The following is a 13750-nucleotide window of genomic DNA, read 5'->3' as shown; positions in this document are numbered from 1 at the left end:
ATTTCGAATAGAAATAATCCTTAACTTAATGATAGTGTTGGTTGTACTGGGGTAGTTTGTTCTCGCTTTTAAAGGAAAATCATGTCAAAACGGATAGGAATTGCGGCTGAAAAGCAAGCACAAGCTTATCTCATTGCCCAGGGCCTACAGTGGGTAACCAGTAATTATCGCTGTCGTTGGGGCGAAATTGATTTAATTATGCGAGATGGGGTTTGCTTGATATTTGTTGAAGTGCGTGCGCGGTCCTCTATCGCTTTTGGCGGTGCAGCAGCAAGTGTTACCCATAGGAAACAGCAAAAATTGCTCAAAACAGCATCGTATTATTTGCTAAAACATGGGCTCGGCAATAAACAAGCAACCCGTTTTGATGTTTTGAGTTTAGAGGGCAGCGGGCCACGGATTAATTGGATTAAAAATGCCTTTGGTCTTGATTTTTAGGGTTATCTCGTAAGGTTGGAATAAATACCATGACACAGATGGAAGAGAGAGTCAGACAGCTTTTTGGCAATAGTATTGAAGGACAGATCGCGGTCGCTGATGCTTTATCCTCGGGGATAGCGAAAGCCGGTACGCGATTGGTCAATTGTTTGCTTAATGATGGCAAAATACTTTTATGCGGTAACGGTGGTTCGGCTGCGAATTGTTTGCATTTTTCTACTGCCATGATTAACCATTTTGAGGTTGAGCGACCTTCTCTGCCAGTGATTGCTTTAACCAGCGATATTTCATCTCTAACTTCTGTTGCAAATGATAGCCGTTATGACCAGGTCTTTGCTCGTCAAATTCACGCTCTTGGGCATGAAGGGGATGTGTTACTCGTTTTATCCACTTCAGGTAATGCGGATAATCTCTTACAAGCCGTAAGTGCTGCAAATGATCGTGGTATGGATACTATCGCTTTAAATGGACGTGATGGTGGTTTGCTAGCCAACCATCTGGGACCGGAAGACATTGAATTAAGAGTGCAAGTTGACAATGCTGCACGCATTCGAGAAACCCATTTATTCATTTTGCATTGTTTTTGCGATTTAATCGATCAATCTTTATTTGGTCAAATGTTGGGGTAGCCATGAAAATTCGTGCAATTATTTCTTTATTGATTAGTACATTACTTACAGGTTGTGTGGCTGCAGTGGTAGCTGGTGCTGCTGCGGGCCTTGTAGTCTATGACAGACGCAGTCTACCCATGATTGAAAGCGATGCTCGCATCTTTCACTTAATCCATACACGAATAGTAACTGATCCAGCGTTTAGTGATTCACGGATCCTGGTTAGCAGTTTTAATCAGGTTGTTCTTCTGGTGGGGCAAGCACCGACGGCATCCTTAAGAGTTATGGCTGAAAAAATTGCCCGTAGCACCCCCAACGTTCGTCGTGTTTATGACGAAGTGACAGTAAATTATCCTATTCCTCTTTCACAAAGAACCAAAGATACCTGGATAACAAGCCAGGTAAGAAGCTTGATGCTTACGAAAAAAGGATTGGAATCAGGATCAATTCGCGTGGTTACCGAGGATGCGGTTGTTTATTTGATGGGAATCGCAACGCACGAGCAGGCAGATCTAGCAGTAAGTGTTGCAAGACAAGTAGATGGTGTGCGCAAGGTCGTTAAAATCTTTCAATATATCGTGTGATTAAAATAGGGCGTATGAAAAAGCAAGGAAGTATGATTTTAGCCCTGAGCATAAGTGTCATGTTGCTTACTGGCTGCCTCAGTAATGTTTGGACTGGGGCGATGCTTGTATATGATCGTCACAATGTCTATAAAAAGGTCAATGATTATCAGCTATCTGCAAATGCTCATCATGAATTGTTTGAAGATAACCTTTTTGAACAAGAAGGTTGTGCTCTTGAAGTAGCGATTTTTAATGGTGATATTCTACTTGCTGGTCATGTCCCAACTCTTAAGCTAAGGGAAGAAGCCATTAAGCGAATAAGTAAGCTTTCCGGTTATCGGCGTATTTTTAACCAAATAGATATCCGTCATGATCCGAGTCATAATGTCGAGGATACTTGGATCACAACCAAAATTCGTAGCAAAATCTTCGCCGACTCCTCAATTGATCCTAAGATTTTTAAAATCGTCACCGCAGATCGTATTGTTTATCTTATGGGCGATGTTACCCCAGAACAAGGTCGACGGGTAATTGACATTGCTAGAAATACGAGTGGGGTGATTCGCGTTGTTAAGTTATTGCAGTACTATGTTCTAACTAACAAGGATCCCCATGAGCACAGATCATTGTACAAATAAGAGGAAATGAAAACATTAAGTCGTTGAAAATTAAACGTAAATGGTAAGTTGTGGTCTGAGAAAATTCTCTCAGACCACGGCGTGCTGCTCCAACCCAGGAAGTGGCTAACCTGGAGGATTACATTACTTTATCAATGGAATCGTCCTTTATCCAGTCGTTTACGTATTTTTCTTAAATTAAAAGCACGAGATAGCCCTGTAGAGCCAGTTGATTCGTCTTCTTCTACATGACCATTTAATTGAGCTGGATGAGATCGGCAGTGTTTTCGGTAGGGGAGGTGATTTTTATTATGTTTGTGGTAAAGGTTATCGCCGTAGCGATTGGACATCTTTTCCCGCATACTAGCAGCGGTGCGTTGTTGCTTTTCAGACATACGAACTTCCTTTATTTGCAAGGTTAAGATAAGGTAAAAAAACAAAACCCCTCTATTCAAAATATATACAATTGTTGATTAATGTGCCAGATAGCTTGGAAGAACTTGCAATATTTTAACAAAAACGGTATCGGCTTAGGGATGTAGAAAATAAGCAATTTCATCAATAAATTCACAGAGTTCAAATAAATGTGATAAAATTCAAATTGAATATCTTCATCAAAAGTGAAATGCTGCGAAGCGTTTCACTTGACGGGTTAATAATTCATTTAACAAAAAATCAAATGTTCATTCAGGTAAAAAAATGAAATATGTTGTTGCCGCTTTTTATAAATTCACGCCATTTCCTAACTATGAAGCGATGAAAGAACCTCTACTTTGCTTTATGAAACAAAAAGAGATCAAAGGCACAATCATTCTTGCTTCTGAGGGGATCAATGGAACAATTTGTGGTGAGCAAGAGAATTTATCCTTTTTTACTGGTCAGTTGCAACAATATCCTGGCTTGGAAACACTTGGCCTCAAAATCAGTTACAGTGAATTTAATCCTTTTGATAAATCCAAGGTTAAATTACGCAAAGAAATTGTCACCTTGGGGATAGGAGATATTGATCCCAACAGTATCCATAATACTCATGTGGAGCCTAAGGAATGGAATCAACTGATTTCTGACCCTAAAGTCCTAGTGATTGATACAAGAAACGATTATGAAGTGAAATTGGGGTCGTTCAAAGGAGCTATTAACCCGCAAACTGAAAATTTCAGAGACTTTCCCGAATTTGTAGAACAGTATTTAAGTCAACATAAAGATAAAAAAATCGCCATGTTCTGTACTGGTGGAATTCGTTGTGAGAAATCAACTGCTTATCTGAAAAAGATCGGCTTTGAGAATGTTTTTCAATTAAACGGTGGCATCTTAAATTATTTGGAAACCATACCCAAAGAAGAATCTTTATGGGAAGGAACCTGCTTTGTCTTTGATAACAGAGTTGCAGTAGACAGTGATTTACATGGTTTGGAAGTGGGCAGTATTGATCGTGAATGGAAAAACAAAAACAGAAAGGGGCATACGGTGTCTGAGGAGAGCAATGTAGAATAAATCCTGCTATGAGTTAATCTTATTTCTTTCTACTCGTACCCATTGTTGACCCAATGAACATTCCTAGCAAAAAAATAACAATAAGTAAGCCAATTAAGGGCATGATAAAGTCCGAACTACGAAGTAGGCTAAAGGAACTAATTTGGGTCATTTGAGAAATATCTTTGATGCCGTAAATGCATAATTCGCCTTTGGGCAAAGAGCAGAATTTGTCTGGGGGGCAGGTTTTGAGAATGTTTTGTTTTTCGCCCACCCCACATTTAATATTCGCCTGTTTAAGTAAGCCAAGCACAATCTCAGGGTGTTTGGTAACAATTTCGGGCATTATTATCTCCTATTATGCTTGACTCTCAAAGATGTCATTCTGAACTAGTTAAGATTCAGGAGATTCTTCGCTACGCTCAGAATGACTAAATATCAACGATATTGCTTATTCATAAAAATCTATTTATTTTTTGTTGCCAGAACTTTTTTGTCCGCCTTGAAAACTCTCGTGTAGGCCTCTGACTTGCTCTGATCTATCTCTAACCTCTTTTGATATAAACATTAAGCTGTCTTCAAAAATAGCAAAGCTTTTTTGCATGTAATCCAAAGCCTTATGTCCATTTTCTACAAAGACATTAATTTGTTTTTCCAATAATTCTTCTGGCTTACGTATTTTTGAGAGCTCTTCTGGCTTGAGATAACTAATACTCTGCAAAGTTCGCGCATTTAATTCCATCATGGCTTGTAGGGGTCTTTGTATACGATTCATAATAGAAGTCCAATTCGACATATAATCTTGTGGCATGATAATCTCCCTTTATGTTGCGGCGCACAATAAAAAAATAGTCTTTGTTCACATGCTTGTCAACTATCTTAAAAACGGCATGGAATGTTCGAGTATAAGTATAGGCGAATTTAAGGGGCTCTCTAACTAATTGACTTTATTTGAATAAGAGAAACTTCTTAACTACACTTTTTGTGTGTTGAATCTTAAAAATGGATAGGAAATTATTAGGGGCAGCGGATGAGCTTCAGCAAAAGAATAGAACGTCTTTCAACACATTTGCTAAAATTGCATCTATTATTCCTTCTATTTCTTGCCTTAGAATTTTGCTGGGCGAGTACGTTAATATGTAAAAGCCCTTACCGAGGTCAGACCATTACTGATACACAACTCAAGGCCATCATAAATATGCACCAAGAATGGCTACAATCGGATAAAAAAGACACTACAAAGCGAGCTAATTTATGTGATACCACGTTGGCAGGTTTAGATCTAAGCAAGGTTAATCTAAGTTTTAGTAATCTTTCTGGAGCCGATCTTAGCCGAGCCCTATTAAATGGCATTGATCTTTCTAATAGTCAGCTAGTCAAAACCTTTCTCCATGGGACGAATTTGACTAAGGCTGATTTGCACTCTTCCGATATGGCTCATGCTATCTTGGAGCATGCAAACCTGTCTAGCGCCAATTTAGCACATGTCAATTTACAGCAAGCTAACCTCACGCAGGCAAATTTAAACAAAGCCAATTTGTTACTTGTCAACTTAAGGGGTGCCAATTTAAGCGGCGCGGATTTAAGTGGTGCCGATTTGCAGTGGGCAATTTTAGATAATGCGGATTTATCTGGGGCTAATTTAACAAATGCTAATTTGGAGAATGCTAGTCTACAAGGGGCCAATCTGAAACATTCTCATGTTGAGAATACTAATTTCGCTAATGCCAATCTGAGAAATGCGATATATCAGCCGCAACTAAAAGGCCTTCCTAATTTGGATACCTTCCATATGGTAAAAAACTTCAAAGATATTCAATTTGCCGATCTTGCGGGTGGAAAAGCCACATTAACGAAACTTAAATTGGCATACATGGGGCTTGGACTGCGCTCTATGGAACGGACTATCGCGGCGACCATGATGTATCATGAAATGGTAGACTCGTGGCGCAGAGGAGGTTTAGGTTATCTGGAGGCTGCTTTTAATTATATTTTACTTTACATTACTTGTGATTTTGGTGCCGCACCAGGTAGACCGTTAAAAATTTTATTCATCAGCATTTTTCTATATGCCATCCTTTATCGTATTGCACTGTCTTTCCCCAGTCGGTTTTCTGGTATTGTTACTATCTGGAGCACAAAGCGATTTGTTAATTGGGACAAAACGAAAGCGTTTCATACTCGTCCACCGCAACTTACGAGATTAATAAGAATCTCAACACATAGAAAGAAAGAATTCCTCTATCAATTGCAACTGATTCGTCTTGCCTTATTTTTTAGTTTTATGAGCTCCTTCAGCATAGGCTGGCGAGGTGTTAATATTAGTAATTGGATTTCGCACTTGCAAGCCCGTGAATACACCCTAGAAGGATTAGGGTGGGTGCGAGTGGTGGCAGGTATTCAAGCGGTAATGAGTGCTTATCTAATCATTTTATGGCTCTTTGCTTATTTTGGTCTATCCTATTAGGGAACGTCCCTAGTGGAAGTGAGCAATATGTTGGTAGTGTTTTTTTAAAACAAGGAGTGGACGATGAAAAACATGAACAAAGTTGTAAGCTCTGCAATCAAAGGAGCGTTAGCATTGGCGGCAGTGAGTGCTACAGTGATTGCACCAAATGCCATAGCAGCTCAAAATTTAGAGAAATGCTTTGGTATTGCTAAAGCCGGAAAAAATGATTGCCAAACGTCTACACATTCTTGTGCGGGTACAGCAACCCAAGATAGACAAAAGGATGCATTTATTCTAGTACCGAAGGGTGTTTGCTCTAAAATAGCAGGCGGCAGCACTACCATGCCTAGTAGCTAAGAAGAAGGGTTAATTCTTTGAGCTATCATTTTACCCCCAAAAATCCTATCCCAGTGAAAGCTGGGATAGGGCTACGCGGACAGCATTATCAAGAGATCCTAGCAAAAGACCCTCAAATCGCATGGTTTGAGGTCCATAGCGAGAATTATTACGGTGAGGGAGGTTCCCCTCTACACTATCTACGAGCCATCCGTAGGAATTATCCTTTAAGTCTGCATGGTGTTGGGCTGTCATTAGGTTCTGTGGACAATTTAAATATTACACATCTTGAAAAGCTGAAAAGATTAGTTGATGAGTTTGAGCCGGGTCTTATTTCGGAGCATCTGTGCTGGTCATCTGTTGGTGGGTATTATCTCAATGATTTGTTACCACTTCCCTATACGGAAGAGGCGATGGCAAATGTTACAGATCATGTGAATCAGGCGCAAGATTATCTAAAACGACAGCTTTTGCTTGAGAACATTTCAACTTACTTGCAGTTTGCTCACTCCACTATTCCTGAATATGAATTCATGATGGAAGTGGTTAGGCGCACCGGTTGTGGCATTCTGCTTGATATCAATAACCTCTATGTCAATAGCATTAATCATGGCTGGAATCCACAAACTTATTTAGAACATCTTCTATCGCCCTCTATATTTGAGATTCATTTGGCGGGATTTACCAAGAATGAATTTGAGGATGATGCAATTTTAATTGATAGTCATAACCAGCGCGTTGCAAAAGAAGTCTGGAGCCTGTATGCGTATGCCATAAAGATTATAGGCCCAAGACCAACACTGATTGAGTGGGACAAAGATATACCCGCTTTGGAGGTCCTCATGGAAGAGGCACGGAAGGCTAATGAGATTTTGGAGAGCGCTCATGTCTATTCCTCTATCTAAATTACAATCTGATTTTAGAGATATAATCTTTCATGATGAGGAAACGGAAATCTATTCCTTTGTAAATGAAAATGGATTAACTGCAAAACGTCGCTTGCAAATTTATCAGAACAATATCTTTGAAACATTAACAGACACGCTTAAAAGCATTTACCCAACGATATTAAAATTAGTAGGCGATAATTTTTTTATCGCCACAGCGCATGAATATATTCACAATTATCCTTCCGAATCGGGAGATCTAGCGCAATTTGGTCGTATGTTCGATCATTTTTTAGCTGAGTTTTCACCGGCACAAAGATTAATTTATCTCCCTGAGGTTGCCCAATTTGATTGGGCCTGTCATGAAGTTTTTCATGCAGCTTTTCATGAGCCATTTATTTTAGCGAAATTAGAAGCAATCCCGGAGGAATGTTACGGTCAGATCAAATTTCAATTACATCCTGCTAGCCGTGTACTCTTTTTTCAATTTCCGATTCTGAGAATTTGGCAAATTTGTCAAGATGAAGAGAGTAATGATGAAGTGCGTTTAGAAGAAGGGGGAAATGATATTTTAGTGATAAGGAGACAATTGGGAATTGAATTTGAAAAACTGAGCAAGGGAGAGGCGGTTTTTTTGCATGCTTTACTGCAAGGAGCAATTTTTGCAGACGCTTGTGCTTTAGCATTGAGAGCAGACCCAGAGTACAACGTTAATACCTATTTACAAAACTGTTTAAGCAATGGGACCATTGTAGATGTCAGCGTATAAAAGGAGTTTTCTTATGGAGAGAGTGATCAATTTTTTTGAAGCGCTTATGCGAGGGCTAACGTTTTTATCGCCATTGGTTAATCTAGCAGTTCGCATTTACGTAGGATGTATATTTTGGCGGTCAGGGCTGGTAAAGATTGCCAGCATCGATTCTACGATCTGGCTATTTGAAAACGAGTATCACGTGCCAGTTTTATCGCCAGTGTTTGCAGCTTATTTAAGTACCTGGACGGAGTTAATTTTTTCTGCGCTGTTGATCATTGGTCTTTTTGGTCGATTTAGTGCTTTTGTTTTGTTTATCGTCAATTTAATTGCCGTGTTGTCTTACCCCTCATTAATGGCGGCAGGAGTAGAGTGGCATCTGGTTTGGGGATTGCTGCTACTGGTCATTATTTTTCATGGGCCTGGAAAAATTTCCTGCGATCATTTCATTTGGGGACAATTGAAAAAGAGATTTGGTAAAGAATCAGTAGAACATCATGGACGTCGGTAATTTTTACAACGATCTAACAAGCATAGCAGGTTGGGTCATTTTTGACCCAACACAATGCAGTCAATTAATCGGTTTGGGGATCATGGATAAGATTGCCATGAACAACCTGATGGATTTTATTTTCTAATGAGCTGATGAATTGTGTGACTTGCAGTCTTTGTTGTTCGTGCTGGCGCTGACAAGTAATCAATTCATGGCTGACATTGAGCGCTGCAAGCAGTAGTGTCTGGAATTCATCAAGTTGCTTAAATTTCTTTTTAGTTTGCAATAATTGCTGATTTAATTTTTCAGCTGCCTGTTGGAGATTTTCCATCTCACTGTCAGGACATTTTATTTCATAGATTTTATTCATTAATTTGATAGAGCATGATTTTGAAATGGTCATTTTTCTTCAGCCTATGCAGAGTGACAGTGTTTCTTAAATAGTAGCAAATTTTGGCTTATTGCAGCAAATGAGTCTATTTGCCCCTCAGATCCTGAGGACCGATGATACTAATGTATTAGGGACGTTCCCGAGTAAATAAGTGAATTTTTGGCTTGCTATAGTAAATCAGTTATTATTAACTATTTTTAATAATGAGTTGATTATGCCTATGGAAAATCAGGGCTTACACCTTCCTTCTTACCAGACGTTTATGGATAACATCTCTATCTTGAGCTTACCAATTTCTGGAAGTGAACTGCATGGTGTTATGTGTGGGTATATTTGCGCCGGGGCCTCCACTGCAGGCGAAGACTATTTGCGCGCTTTAATCGTCAAGAAGAAAAAAGATGATGCGACGCGTGCTGCAGCTCTTGCCATGTTTGATGTGTTTTCAATTAGCCAACAACAGCTTGCTAATTTTGATTTTGAATTTCAGCTCTTATTGCCTGATGAGGAAGAATCGCTAGCTACGCGTGCACAAGCATTTAGTGAATGGTGTGAAGGATTTACTCAAGGTATGACCTTGGCGGGTATTAGCTATGAGCAACTGCAAGAAGAGGAATCACAAGAGGCTTTGCAGCATATGCTTGAATTTGCCCAGCTGGATTATGAATCTTTGGAAGTTGGCGAAGAAGATGAGAAGGCTTTGACAGAGGTCAGTGAGTATGCTCGCATGGCCGTTTTGCGTATCTATGGGGACTTGCTCGATGATGCAAAGCAGCGGGGAGGCTCTTCCTCCAAAACGGCTCACTAAAATGGAAAGGCTAGCAATTTGTTTTGTGCAGAGGAAATAGTCGCAAGCGAGAAGGATATAACATGATCACCAAACAAGAGTACCAGCTAAGACGTAAGCAATTAGCAGCAAAATTACCACAAGGAGCGATTGCTATTATTCCTGCTGCGAGTGAAATTTTGCGTAATGGTGATGCGCACTACCGTTTTCGCCAGGACAGTGATTTTTATTATTTAACTGGTTTTAATGAGCCAGATGCGTTGCTATATATCCTTGCTGGGGAAAAAGGTGAAAGTTATTTATTCAATCGTCCGCGCAATGCTGCTCAGGAACAATGGACAGGCAAACGACTTGGTCAAGAGAACGCTTGTGACGTTCTTGGGGTTAGTGACGCTTATTCGATTGACGATCTAGATTCTCACTTACCTAATTTATTAAGCGATAGAACGGCGATTTATTATGCCATAGGACGCCACCCTGCTTATGAAAAAAAGATTTTGCAGGCTTTGCAAATTGTAAAAGGAAAAATAAGACGAGGTATTAAGGCACCTGAAATCGTTCATGATCTGGACTCCCTGGTGAGTGAAATGCGTCTCTTTAAAAGCGAGGCGGAGCTTGCATTGATGCGCAAAGCGGCTGAGATTTCTGTGCAAGCTCATAAACGAGCTATGAAAGCTTGTCGTCATGTGCAAACGGAATATCAACTTGAGGCTGAGTTAGTTTATGAATTCGCTCGGGGTGGTTGTCGCAGTGTCGCTTATGACCCCATTGTTGGTGGCGGAGCCAACAGTTGCATCCTTCATTATACCGAGAACAATCAGCCGCTAAGAGAAGGTGACCTGGTACTGATTGATGCTGGCGGTGAGTATCAGAATTATGCTGCAGATATCACCAGAACGTTTCCAGTGAATGGCAAGTTTAGCCCAGAGCAACGAGCCATTTATGAATTGGTGCTCAAAGCGCAAACAGCAGGCATCGCTGCCATTAAGCCTGGATTAGCCTGGAACGAGATTCAGAACATCATAGTGCGCATACTGACTACAGGTTTATGCGAGCTAGGTTTATTAAAAGGGGAAATCGATTCCCTTATCGCCAATGAAGCCTATAAACCATTTTATATGCATAATTCAGGACATTGGTTAGGTCTTGATGTCCATGATGCCGGGCGTTACAAAATCCATGGCGAATGGCGTTTCCTTGAACCCGGCATGGTAGTTACAGTAGAGCCTGGTTTATATATCAGTGCTGGTATGGAAGGTGTGGACAAGCGCTGGTGGAATATTGGAGTACGTATCGAGGATGACATTCTAGTTACTCGAGAGGGTCATGAAAATTTAACGGCTGCATTACCCGTCGATATTGCAGACATTGAGGCATTAATGCGTGATTGAGAAACAGGTAGATATTCTTATTATTGGGGGTGGGCTCACAGGGGCAATTTTGCAACTCGCTTTAGTTGGCAAGGGCTATAGCATATTGCTTATCGATTCGAATCGCTTTAGTGACAAGATTGATGCTAATTTTGATGCTCGCACGCTGGCGCTGTCTCCGGCAAGTGCAAAAATATTGGACATGCTGCAAGTGTGGCCTTTATTAGAACAAGACGCCACGCCAATTCACGCCATTCACGTTTCAGATCAGCATTATTTTGGGGCAACCCGCCTTCATGCGCAAATGGATAAACCCCTAGGTTATGTCGTGGAAATGCAATACATCAACCGTGCTCTCTATCAGCTTATTGAACAAGAAAACGTTTTGGCACCAGCGCAATTAATTGAGCTTGATAAACATAGCGGGCTGGCTATGGTTACCACGCAAGATGAAGAAGTTAGAATTCAAGCAAAATTGGTTGTAGCAGCTGATGGTGCGGATTCCACAGTGCGTCGACTTGTGGGATTAAGTGCTAAAAATAAAGACTATAATCAACATGCTCTTGTGGCCAATATAGAATTGGCACGCTCCCATAATTATCAAGCCTATGAACGATTTACCTCTGCCGGTCCATTGGCTCTTTTGCCTATGACCAAAAACCGGGTATCTTTAGTATGGGCCCAGGGATTTGAGGCAGCTAAACGGTTGACAACAATAACTGAGAAGGAGTTTTTGCGGGCGTTGCACCAAACTTTTGGTTATCGGTTAGGCCGTTTTTTAAGAGCCGGACAACGGACGCTTTTCCCCTTACGTCAAGTGGTGATGCAACAACAAACGAGATGGCCTTTCGTCTTTGTGGGTAATGCTGCCCATGCCTTACACCCAGTGGCAGGACAGGGTTTTAACCTCGGCTTGCGTGATGTGGCAACCTTAGCTCAATGCATCGTTCACAAGGGTCTTGATGAGGGTATGCTAAGGCAATATGAAGCGATGCGTCAGCATGATCAGCGCTCTATTATTGCTCTAACGGATGGGCTGGTTAAAATTTTTACAAGCCGGTTGCCTGGTATGGCCTTTGCTCGCAATTTGGGACTGATTGCCATGGATAATTTTTCTGTACTAAAAAAAGGCTTGAGTTATTACACACGTGGGTTTGCAGGCATAACCCCAGACTTGGTTTGTGGTATTGACCTTCATGTTGAGGAAGCAAAATGACTGGGCACTTTGATATCATGGTCGCTGGTGGTGGTATCGTTGGCTTAACCGCTGCCCTTGCAATGGCATCACGGGGATTTAAAGTGGCTGTGCTCGATGGCAGTCCACTTACAACGGACTGTAAAGAGTTCGACCCTCGTGTTTATGCCATCAATCTTGCCTCACAAGAACTGCTAGAAAAACTAGGAGTTTGGCAGCAGTTAGACAAATCTCGTCGCTCACCTTACAGGCACATGCATGTTTGGGATGCTATGAACAAGGCATCCATTGATTTTGACGCGCGCATGATCGTAGCTAATGCTTTAGGTCATATACTTGAAGAGTCCATCCTCAAAACCGCGTTATTAAAACAAGTAGAAGCACAAGAAAAAATCACTGTTTTTGCTAGAACTAAAGTCGAAAAGGTAGAGCAGAAAGAAGAAAATATTGCCATTGAAAGTACTAGCCATACATGGACAGCTCAATTATTAATGATCGCTGATGGTGCTAATTCTTTCTGCCGTCAGCTTCTCAAAGTGCCTTTAATCACCTGGCCTTATCATCAAGAAGCGATTGTTGCTTTGGTGAACACGGAAAAACCCCATCAACAGACCGCTTATCAAGTCTTTAATCCAGATGGTCCTTTGGCATTTCTCCCGCTTGCGGATGACCATTTATGTTCGATTGTCTGGTCAACGACACCTGCTCACGCAAAACGCTTAATGCATGCTGCCGAACATGATTTTAGTGAAGAGTTAACTATTGCTTTTGCTCATCGATTAGGACAGGTGAGCGTGCGAAGCACCCGTTATTGTTTCCCATTAACAATGCGGCATGCCAAGAACTATAGTGGAAAAAGCTGGATCTTGTTAGGTGATGCTGCCCATACCATTCACCCTTTGGCAGGTCTTGGTCTTAATGTGGGTTTGGCTGATGTTGCTACTTGGCTTGGCTGTCTTGACAACACGGCCAATAAAATAAGCAATAGAGCCTTAGGATCTTATCAACGCCAGCGTAAATCTGCCGTTTGGCAAATTATCGCGTTGATGGGAGGATTAAAGACGCTGTTTAGTAACCCGCTCTCACCGGTAATCGCGCTTAGGGGTGCTGGTTTACGGATTTGTAATAACATAAACGCCTTAAAAAAATTCTTTATTGCTCAAGCTGCTGGAAAATCCGTTGAACCCTAATAGACCTCTTTCGAAACTCTACTTGCAGAGCAAGTGCTAGGAGGTTACCGAATTACCGTGGCTTGACCACGGTATCCAGCGAGCTTCAATGAACTATGGATACCGTGGTCAAGCCACGGTAATTCGGTGACTGACGACGCAATACTTTCTGCAGCGAGTTTCGAAAGAGGTCTAATGATTAAAACGCTTCAGTCTTGAG

The 13750-nt window shown here is 41.1% G+C and carries 18 protein-coding genes; 14 read left to right on the top strand and 4 right to left on the bottom strand.

Annotated elements, in window-relative coordinates; translation table 11 throughout:
• Positions 1–81 precede the first annotated feature (81 nt).
• Genes CKV79_RS13590 through CKV79_RS13575 form a run of 4 tightly spaced genes read left to right on the top strand, consistent with a single transcriptional unit; the run spans position 82 to position 2253 of the window.
• Positions 82–438, top strand: coding sequence for a YraN family protein (locus tag CKV79_RS13590; RefSeq protein WP_028372479.1), 357 nt, complete (start codon positions 82–84; stop codon positions 436–438).
• Between the two features lie 29 nt (positions 439–467).
• Positions 468–1067 carry a D-sedoheptulose-7-phosphate isomerase gene (locus CKV79_RS13585; RefSeq protein WP_028372478.1) on the top strand — a complete coding sequence of 200 codons (600 nt, stop codon included), beginning with the start codon at positions 468–470 and terminating at the stop codon, positions 1065–1067.
• A 2-nt stretch (positions 1068–1069) separates the two neighbouring features.
• Positions 1070–1633 carry a BON domain-containing protein gene (locus CKV79_RS13580; protein ID WP_028372477.1) on the top strand — a complete coding sequence of 188 codons (564 nt, stop codon included), beginning with the start codon at positions 1070–1072 and terminating at the stop codon, positions 1631–1633.
• A 14-nt stretch (positions 1634–1647) separates the two neighbouring features.
• Positions 1648–2253 carry a BON domain-containing protein gene (locus CKV79_RS13575; RefSeq protein ID WP_028372476.1) on the top strand — a complete coding sequence of 202 codons (606 nt, stop codon included), beginning with the start codon at positions 1648–1650 and terminating at the stop codon, positions 2251–2253.
• 131 nt (positions 2254–2384) lie between these two features.
• Here CKV79_RS13575 and CKV79_RS13570 read toward each other — a convergent pair whose 3' ends face one another.
• Positions 2385–2627 carry a hypothetical protein gene (locus tag CKV79_RS13570; RefSeq protein WP_028372475.1) on the bottom strand — a complete coding sequence of 81 codons (243 nt, stop codon included), beginning with the start codon at positions 2625–2627 and terminating at the stop codon, positions 2385–2387.
• A gap of 304 nt (positions 2628–2931) precedes the next feature.
• Here CKV79_RS13570 and trhO point away from each other — a divergent pair, with 304 nt between their 5' ends.
• Positions 2932–3726, top strand: a complete 795-nt coding sequence (trhO, locus tag CKV79_RS13565; RefSeq protein ID WP_051546078.1) for an oxygen-dependent tRNA uridine(34) hydroxylase TrhO — start codon at positions 2932–2934, stop codon at positions 3724–3726.
• Positions 3727–3745: 19 nt separating this feature from the next.
• Here the strand turns inward: trhO and CKV79_RS13560 are convergent, their stop codons facing one another.
• Positions 3746–4051: a hypothetical protein gene (locus CKV79_RS13560; RefSeq protein ID WP_051546077.1), complete on the bottom strand. Its 306-nt coding sequence runs from the start codon at positions 4049–4051 to the stop codon at positions 3746–3748.
• Between the two features lie 123 nt (positions 4052–4174).
• Complete coding sequence (locus tag CKV79_RS13555) at positions 4175–4516, bottom strand: hypothetical protein (protein WP_051546076.1); 342 nt, start codon at positions 4514–4516, stop codon at positions 4175–4177.
• A 219-nt stretch (positions 4517–4735) separates the two neighbouring features.
• Between CKV79_RS13555 and CKV79_RS13550 the strand changes: the two genes are divergently transcribed.
• From CKV79_RS13550 to CKV79_RS13530, 5 genes are all read left to right on the top strand, one after another.
• Positions 4736–6172: a pentapeptide repeat-containing protein gene (locus tag CKV79_RS13550; RefSeq protein WP_051546075.1), complete on the top strand. Its 1437-nt coding sequence runs from the start codon at positions 4736–4738 to the stop codon at positions 6170–6172.
• Positions 6173–6235: 63 nt separating this feature from the next.
• Positions 6236–6511 (top strand): BufA1 family periplasmic bufferin-type metallophore, encoded by a 276-nt coding sequence (locus CKV79_RS13545; protein ID WP_028372474.1) that lies wholly within the window; start codon positions 6236–6238, stop codon positions 6509–6511.
• Positions 6512–6528: 17 nt separating this feature from the next.
• Positions 6529–7395 (top strand): MNIO family bufferin maturase, encoded by an 867-nt coding sequence (bufB, locus tag CKV79_RS13540; RefSeq protein WP_028372473.1) that lies wholly within the window; start codon positions 6529–6531, stop codon positions 7393–7395.
• Positions 7376–8146, top strand: a complete 771-nt coding sequence (locus tag CKV79_RS13535; protein ID WP_051546074.1) for an HvfC/BufC N-terminal domain-containing protein — start codon at positions 7376–7378, stop codon at positions 8144–8146. Before bufB ends, CKV79_RS13535 begins: the two co-directional genes overlap by 20 nt.
• Before the next feature lie 13 nt (positions 8147–8159).
• Complete coding sequence (locus tag CKV79_RS13530; RefSeq protein ID WP_028372472.1) at positions 8160–8639, top strand: DoxX family protein; 480 nt, start codon at positions 8160–8162, stop codon at positions 8637–8639.
• A 64-nt stretch (positions 8640–8703) separates the two neighbouring features.
• Here CKV79_RS13530 and CKV79_RS13525 read toward each other — a convergent pair whose 3' ends face one another.
• Positions 8704–9024 (bottom strand): cell division protein ZapA, encoded by a 321-nt coding sequence (locus CKV79_RS13525; RefSeq protein ID WP_028372471.1) that lies wholly within the window; start codon positions 9022–9024, stop codon positions 8704–8706.
• A gap of 202 nt (positions 9025–9226) precedes the next feature.
• On the opposite strand from CKV79_RS13525, the gene CKV79_RS13520 reads away from it, so the two are divergent.
• The 4 genes from CKV79_RS13520 to CKV79_RS13505 all read left to right on the top strand — a co-directional run bounded on the left by CKV79_RS13520 (position 9227) and on the right by CKV79_RS13505 (position 13551).
• Complete coding sequence (locus CKV79_RS13520; RefSeq protein ID WP_028372470.1) at positions 9227–9817, top strand: UPF0149 family protein; 591 nt, start codon at positions 9227–9229, stop codon at positions 9815–9817.
• Between the two features lie 62 nt (positions 9818–9879).
• Entirely contained in the window at positions 9880–11187 is a 1308-nt protein-coding gene (pepP, locus tag CKV79_RS13515) for a Xaa-Pro aminopeptidase (RefSeq protein WP_028372469.1), read from the top strand.
• Positions 11180–12382, top strand: a complete 1203-nt coding sequence (gene ubiH / locus CKV79_RS13510; RefSeq protein ID WP_028372468.1) for a 2-octaprenyl-6-methoxyphenyl hydroxylase — start codon at positions 11180–11182, stop codon at positions 12380–12382. The genes pepP and ubiH overlap by 8 nt, the downstream gene beginning before the upstream one ends.
• A complete protein-coding gene (locus tag CKV79_RS13505; RefSeq protein ID WP_028372467.1) occupies positions 12379–13551 on the top strand; it encodes an FAD-dependent monooxygenase in 1173 nt (390 codons plus the stop codon). The genes ubiH and CKV79_RS13505 overlap by 4 nt, the downstream gene beginning before the upstream one ends.
• The last annotated feature ends 199 nt before the right edge of the window (positions 13552–13750 follow it).

It is taken from the genome of Legionella lansingensis, from assembly GCF_900187355.1.
In the GTDB taxonomy this organism is placed as follows: domain Bacteria; phylum Pseudomonadota; class Gammaproteobacteria; order Legionellales; family Legionellaceae; genus Tatlockia; species Tatlockia lansingensis.
This window is presented reverse-complemented; position numbering and strand designations above follow the sequence as displayed.

Bases quoted from the DNA above. Each gene is read 5' to 3' on its own strand.
- CKV79_RS13590 (WP_028372479.1), top strand. From the start codon at position 82: ATGTCAAAACGGATAGGAATTGCGGCTGAAAAGCAAGCACAAGCTTAT.
- CKV79_RS13585 (WP_028372478.1), top strand. From the start codon at position 468: ATGACACAGATGGAAGAGAGAGTCAGACAGCTTTTTGGCAATAGTATT.
- CKV79_RS13580 (WP_028372477.1), top strand. From the start codon at position 1,070: ATGAAAATTCGTGCAATTATTTCTTTATTGATTAGTACATTACTTACA.
- CKV79_RS13575 (WP_028372476.1), top strand. From the start codon at position 1,648: ATGAAAAAGCAAGGAAGTATGATTTTAGCCCTGAGCATAAGTGTCATG.
- CKV79_RS13570 (WP_028372475.1), bottom strand. From the start codon at position 2,627: ATGTCTGAAAAGCAACAACGCACCGCTGCTAGTATGCGGGAAAAGATG.
- trhO (WP_051546078.1), top strand. From the start codon at position 2,932: ATGAAATATGTTGTTGCCGCTTTTTATAAATTCACGCCATTTCCTAAC.
- CKV79_RS13560 (WP_051546077.1), bottom strand. From the start codon at position 4,051: ATGCCCGAAATTGTTACCAAACACCCTGAGATTGTGCTTGGCTTACTT.
- CKV79_RS13555 (WP_051546076.1), bottom strand. From the start codon at position 4,516: ATGCCACAAGATTATATGTCGAATTGGACTTCTATTATGAATCGTATA.
- CKV79_RS13550 (WP_051546075.1), top strand. From the start codon at position 4,736: ATGAGCTTCAGCAAAAGAATAGAACGTCTTTCAACACATTTGCTAAAA.
- CKV79_RS13545 (WP_028372474.1), top strand. From the start codon at position 6,236: ATGAAAAACATGAACAAAGTTGTAAGCTCTGCAATCAAAGGAGCGTTA.
- CKV79_RS13535 (WP_051546074.1), top strand. From the start codon at position 7,376: ATGTCTATTCCTCTATCTAAATTACAATCTGATTTTAGAGATATAATC.
- CKV79_RS13530 (WP_028372472.1), top strand. From the start codon at position 8,160: ATGGAGAGAGTGATCAATTTTTTTGAAGCGCTTATGCGAGGGCTAACG.
- CKV79_RS13525 (WP_028372471.1), bottom strand. From the start codon at position 9,024: ATGACCATTTCAAAATCATGCTCTATCAAATTAATGAATAAAATCTAT.
- CKV79_RS13520 (WP_028372470.1), top strand. From the start codon at position 9,227: ATGCCTATGGAAAATCAGGGCTTACACCTTCCTTCTTACCAGACGTTT.
- pepP (WP_028372469.1), top strand. From the start codon at position 9,880: ATGATCACCAAACAAGAGTACCAGCTAAGACGTAAGCAATTAGCAGCA.
- CKV79_RS13505 (WP_028372467.1), top strand. From the start codon at position 12,379: ATGACTGGGCACTTTGATATCATGGTCGCTGGTGGTGGTATCGTTGGC.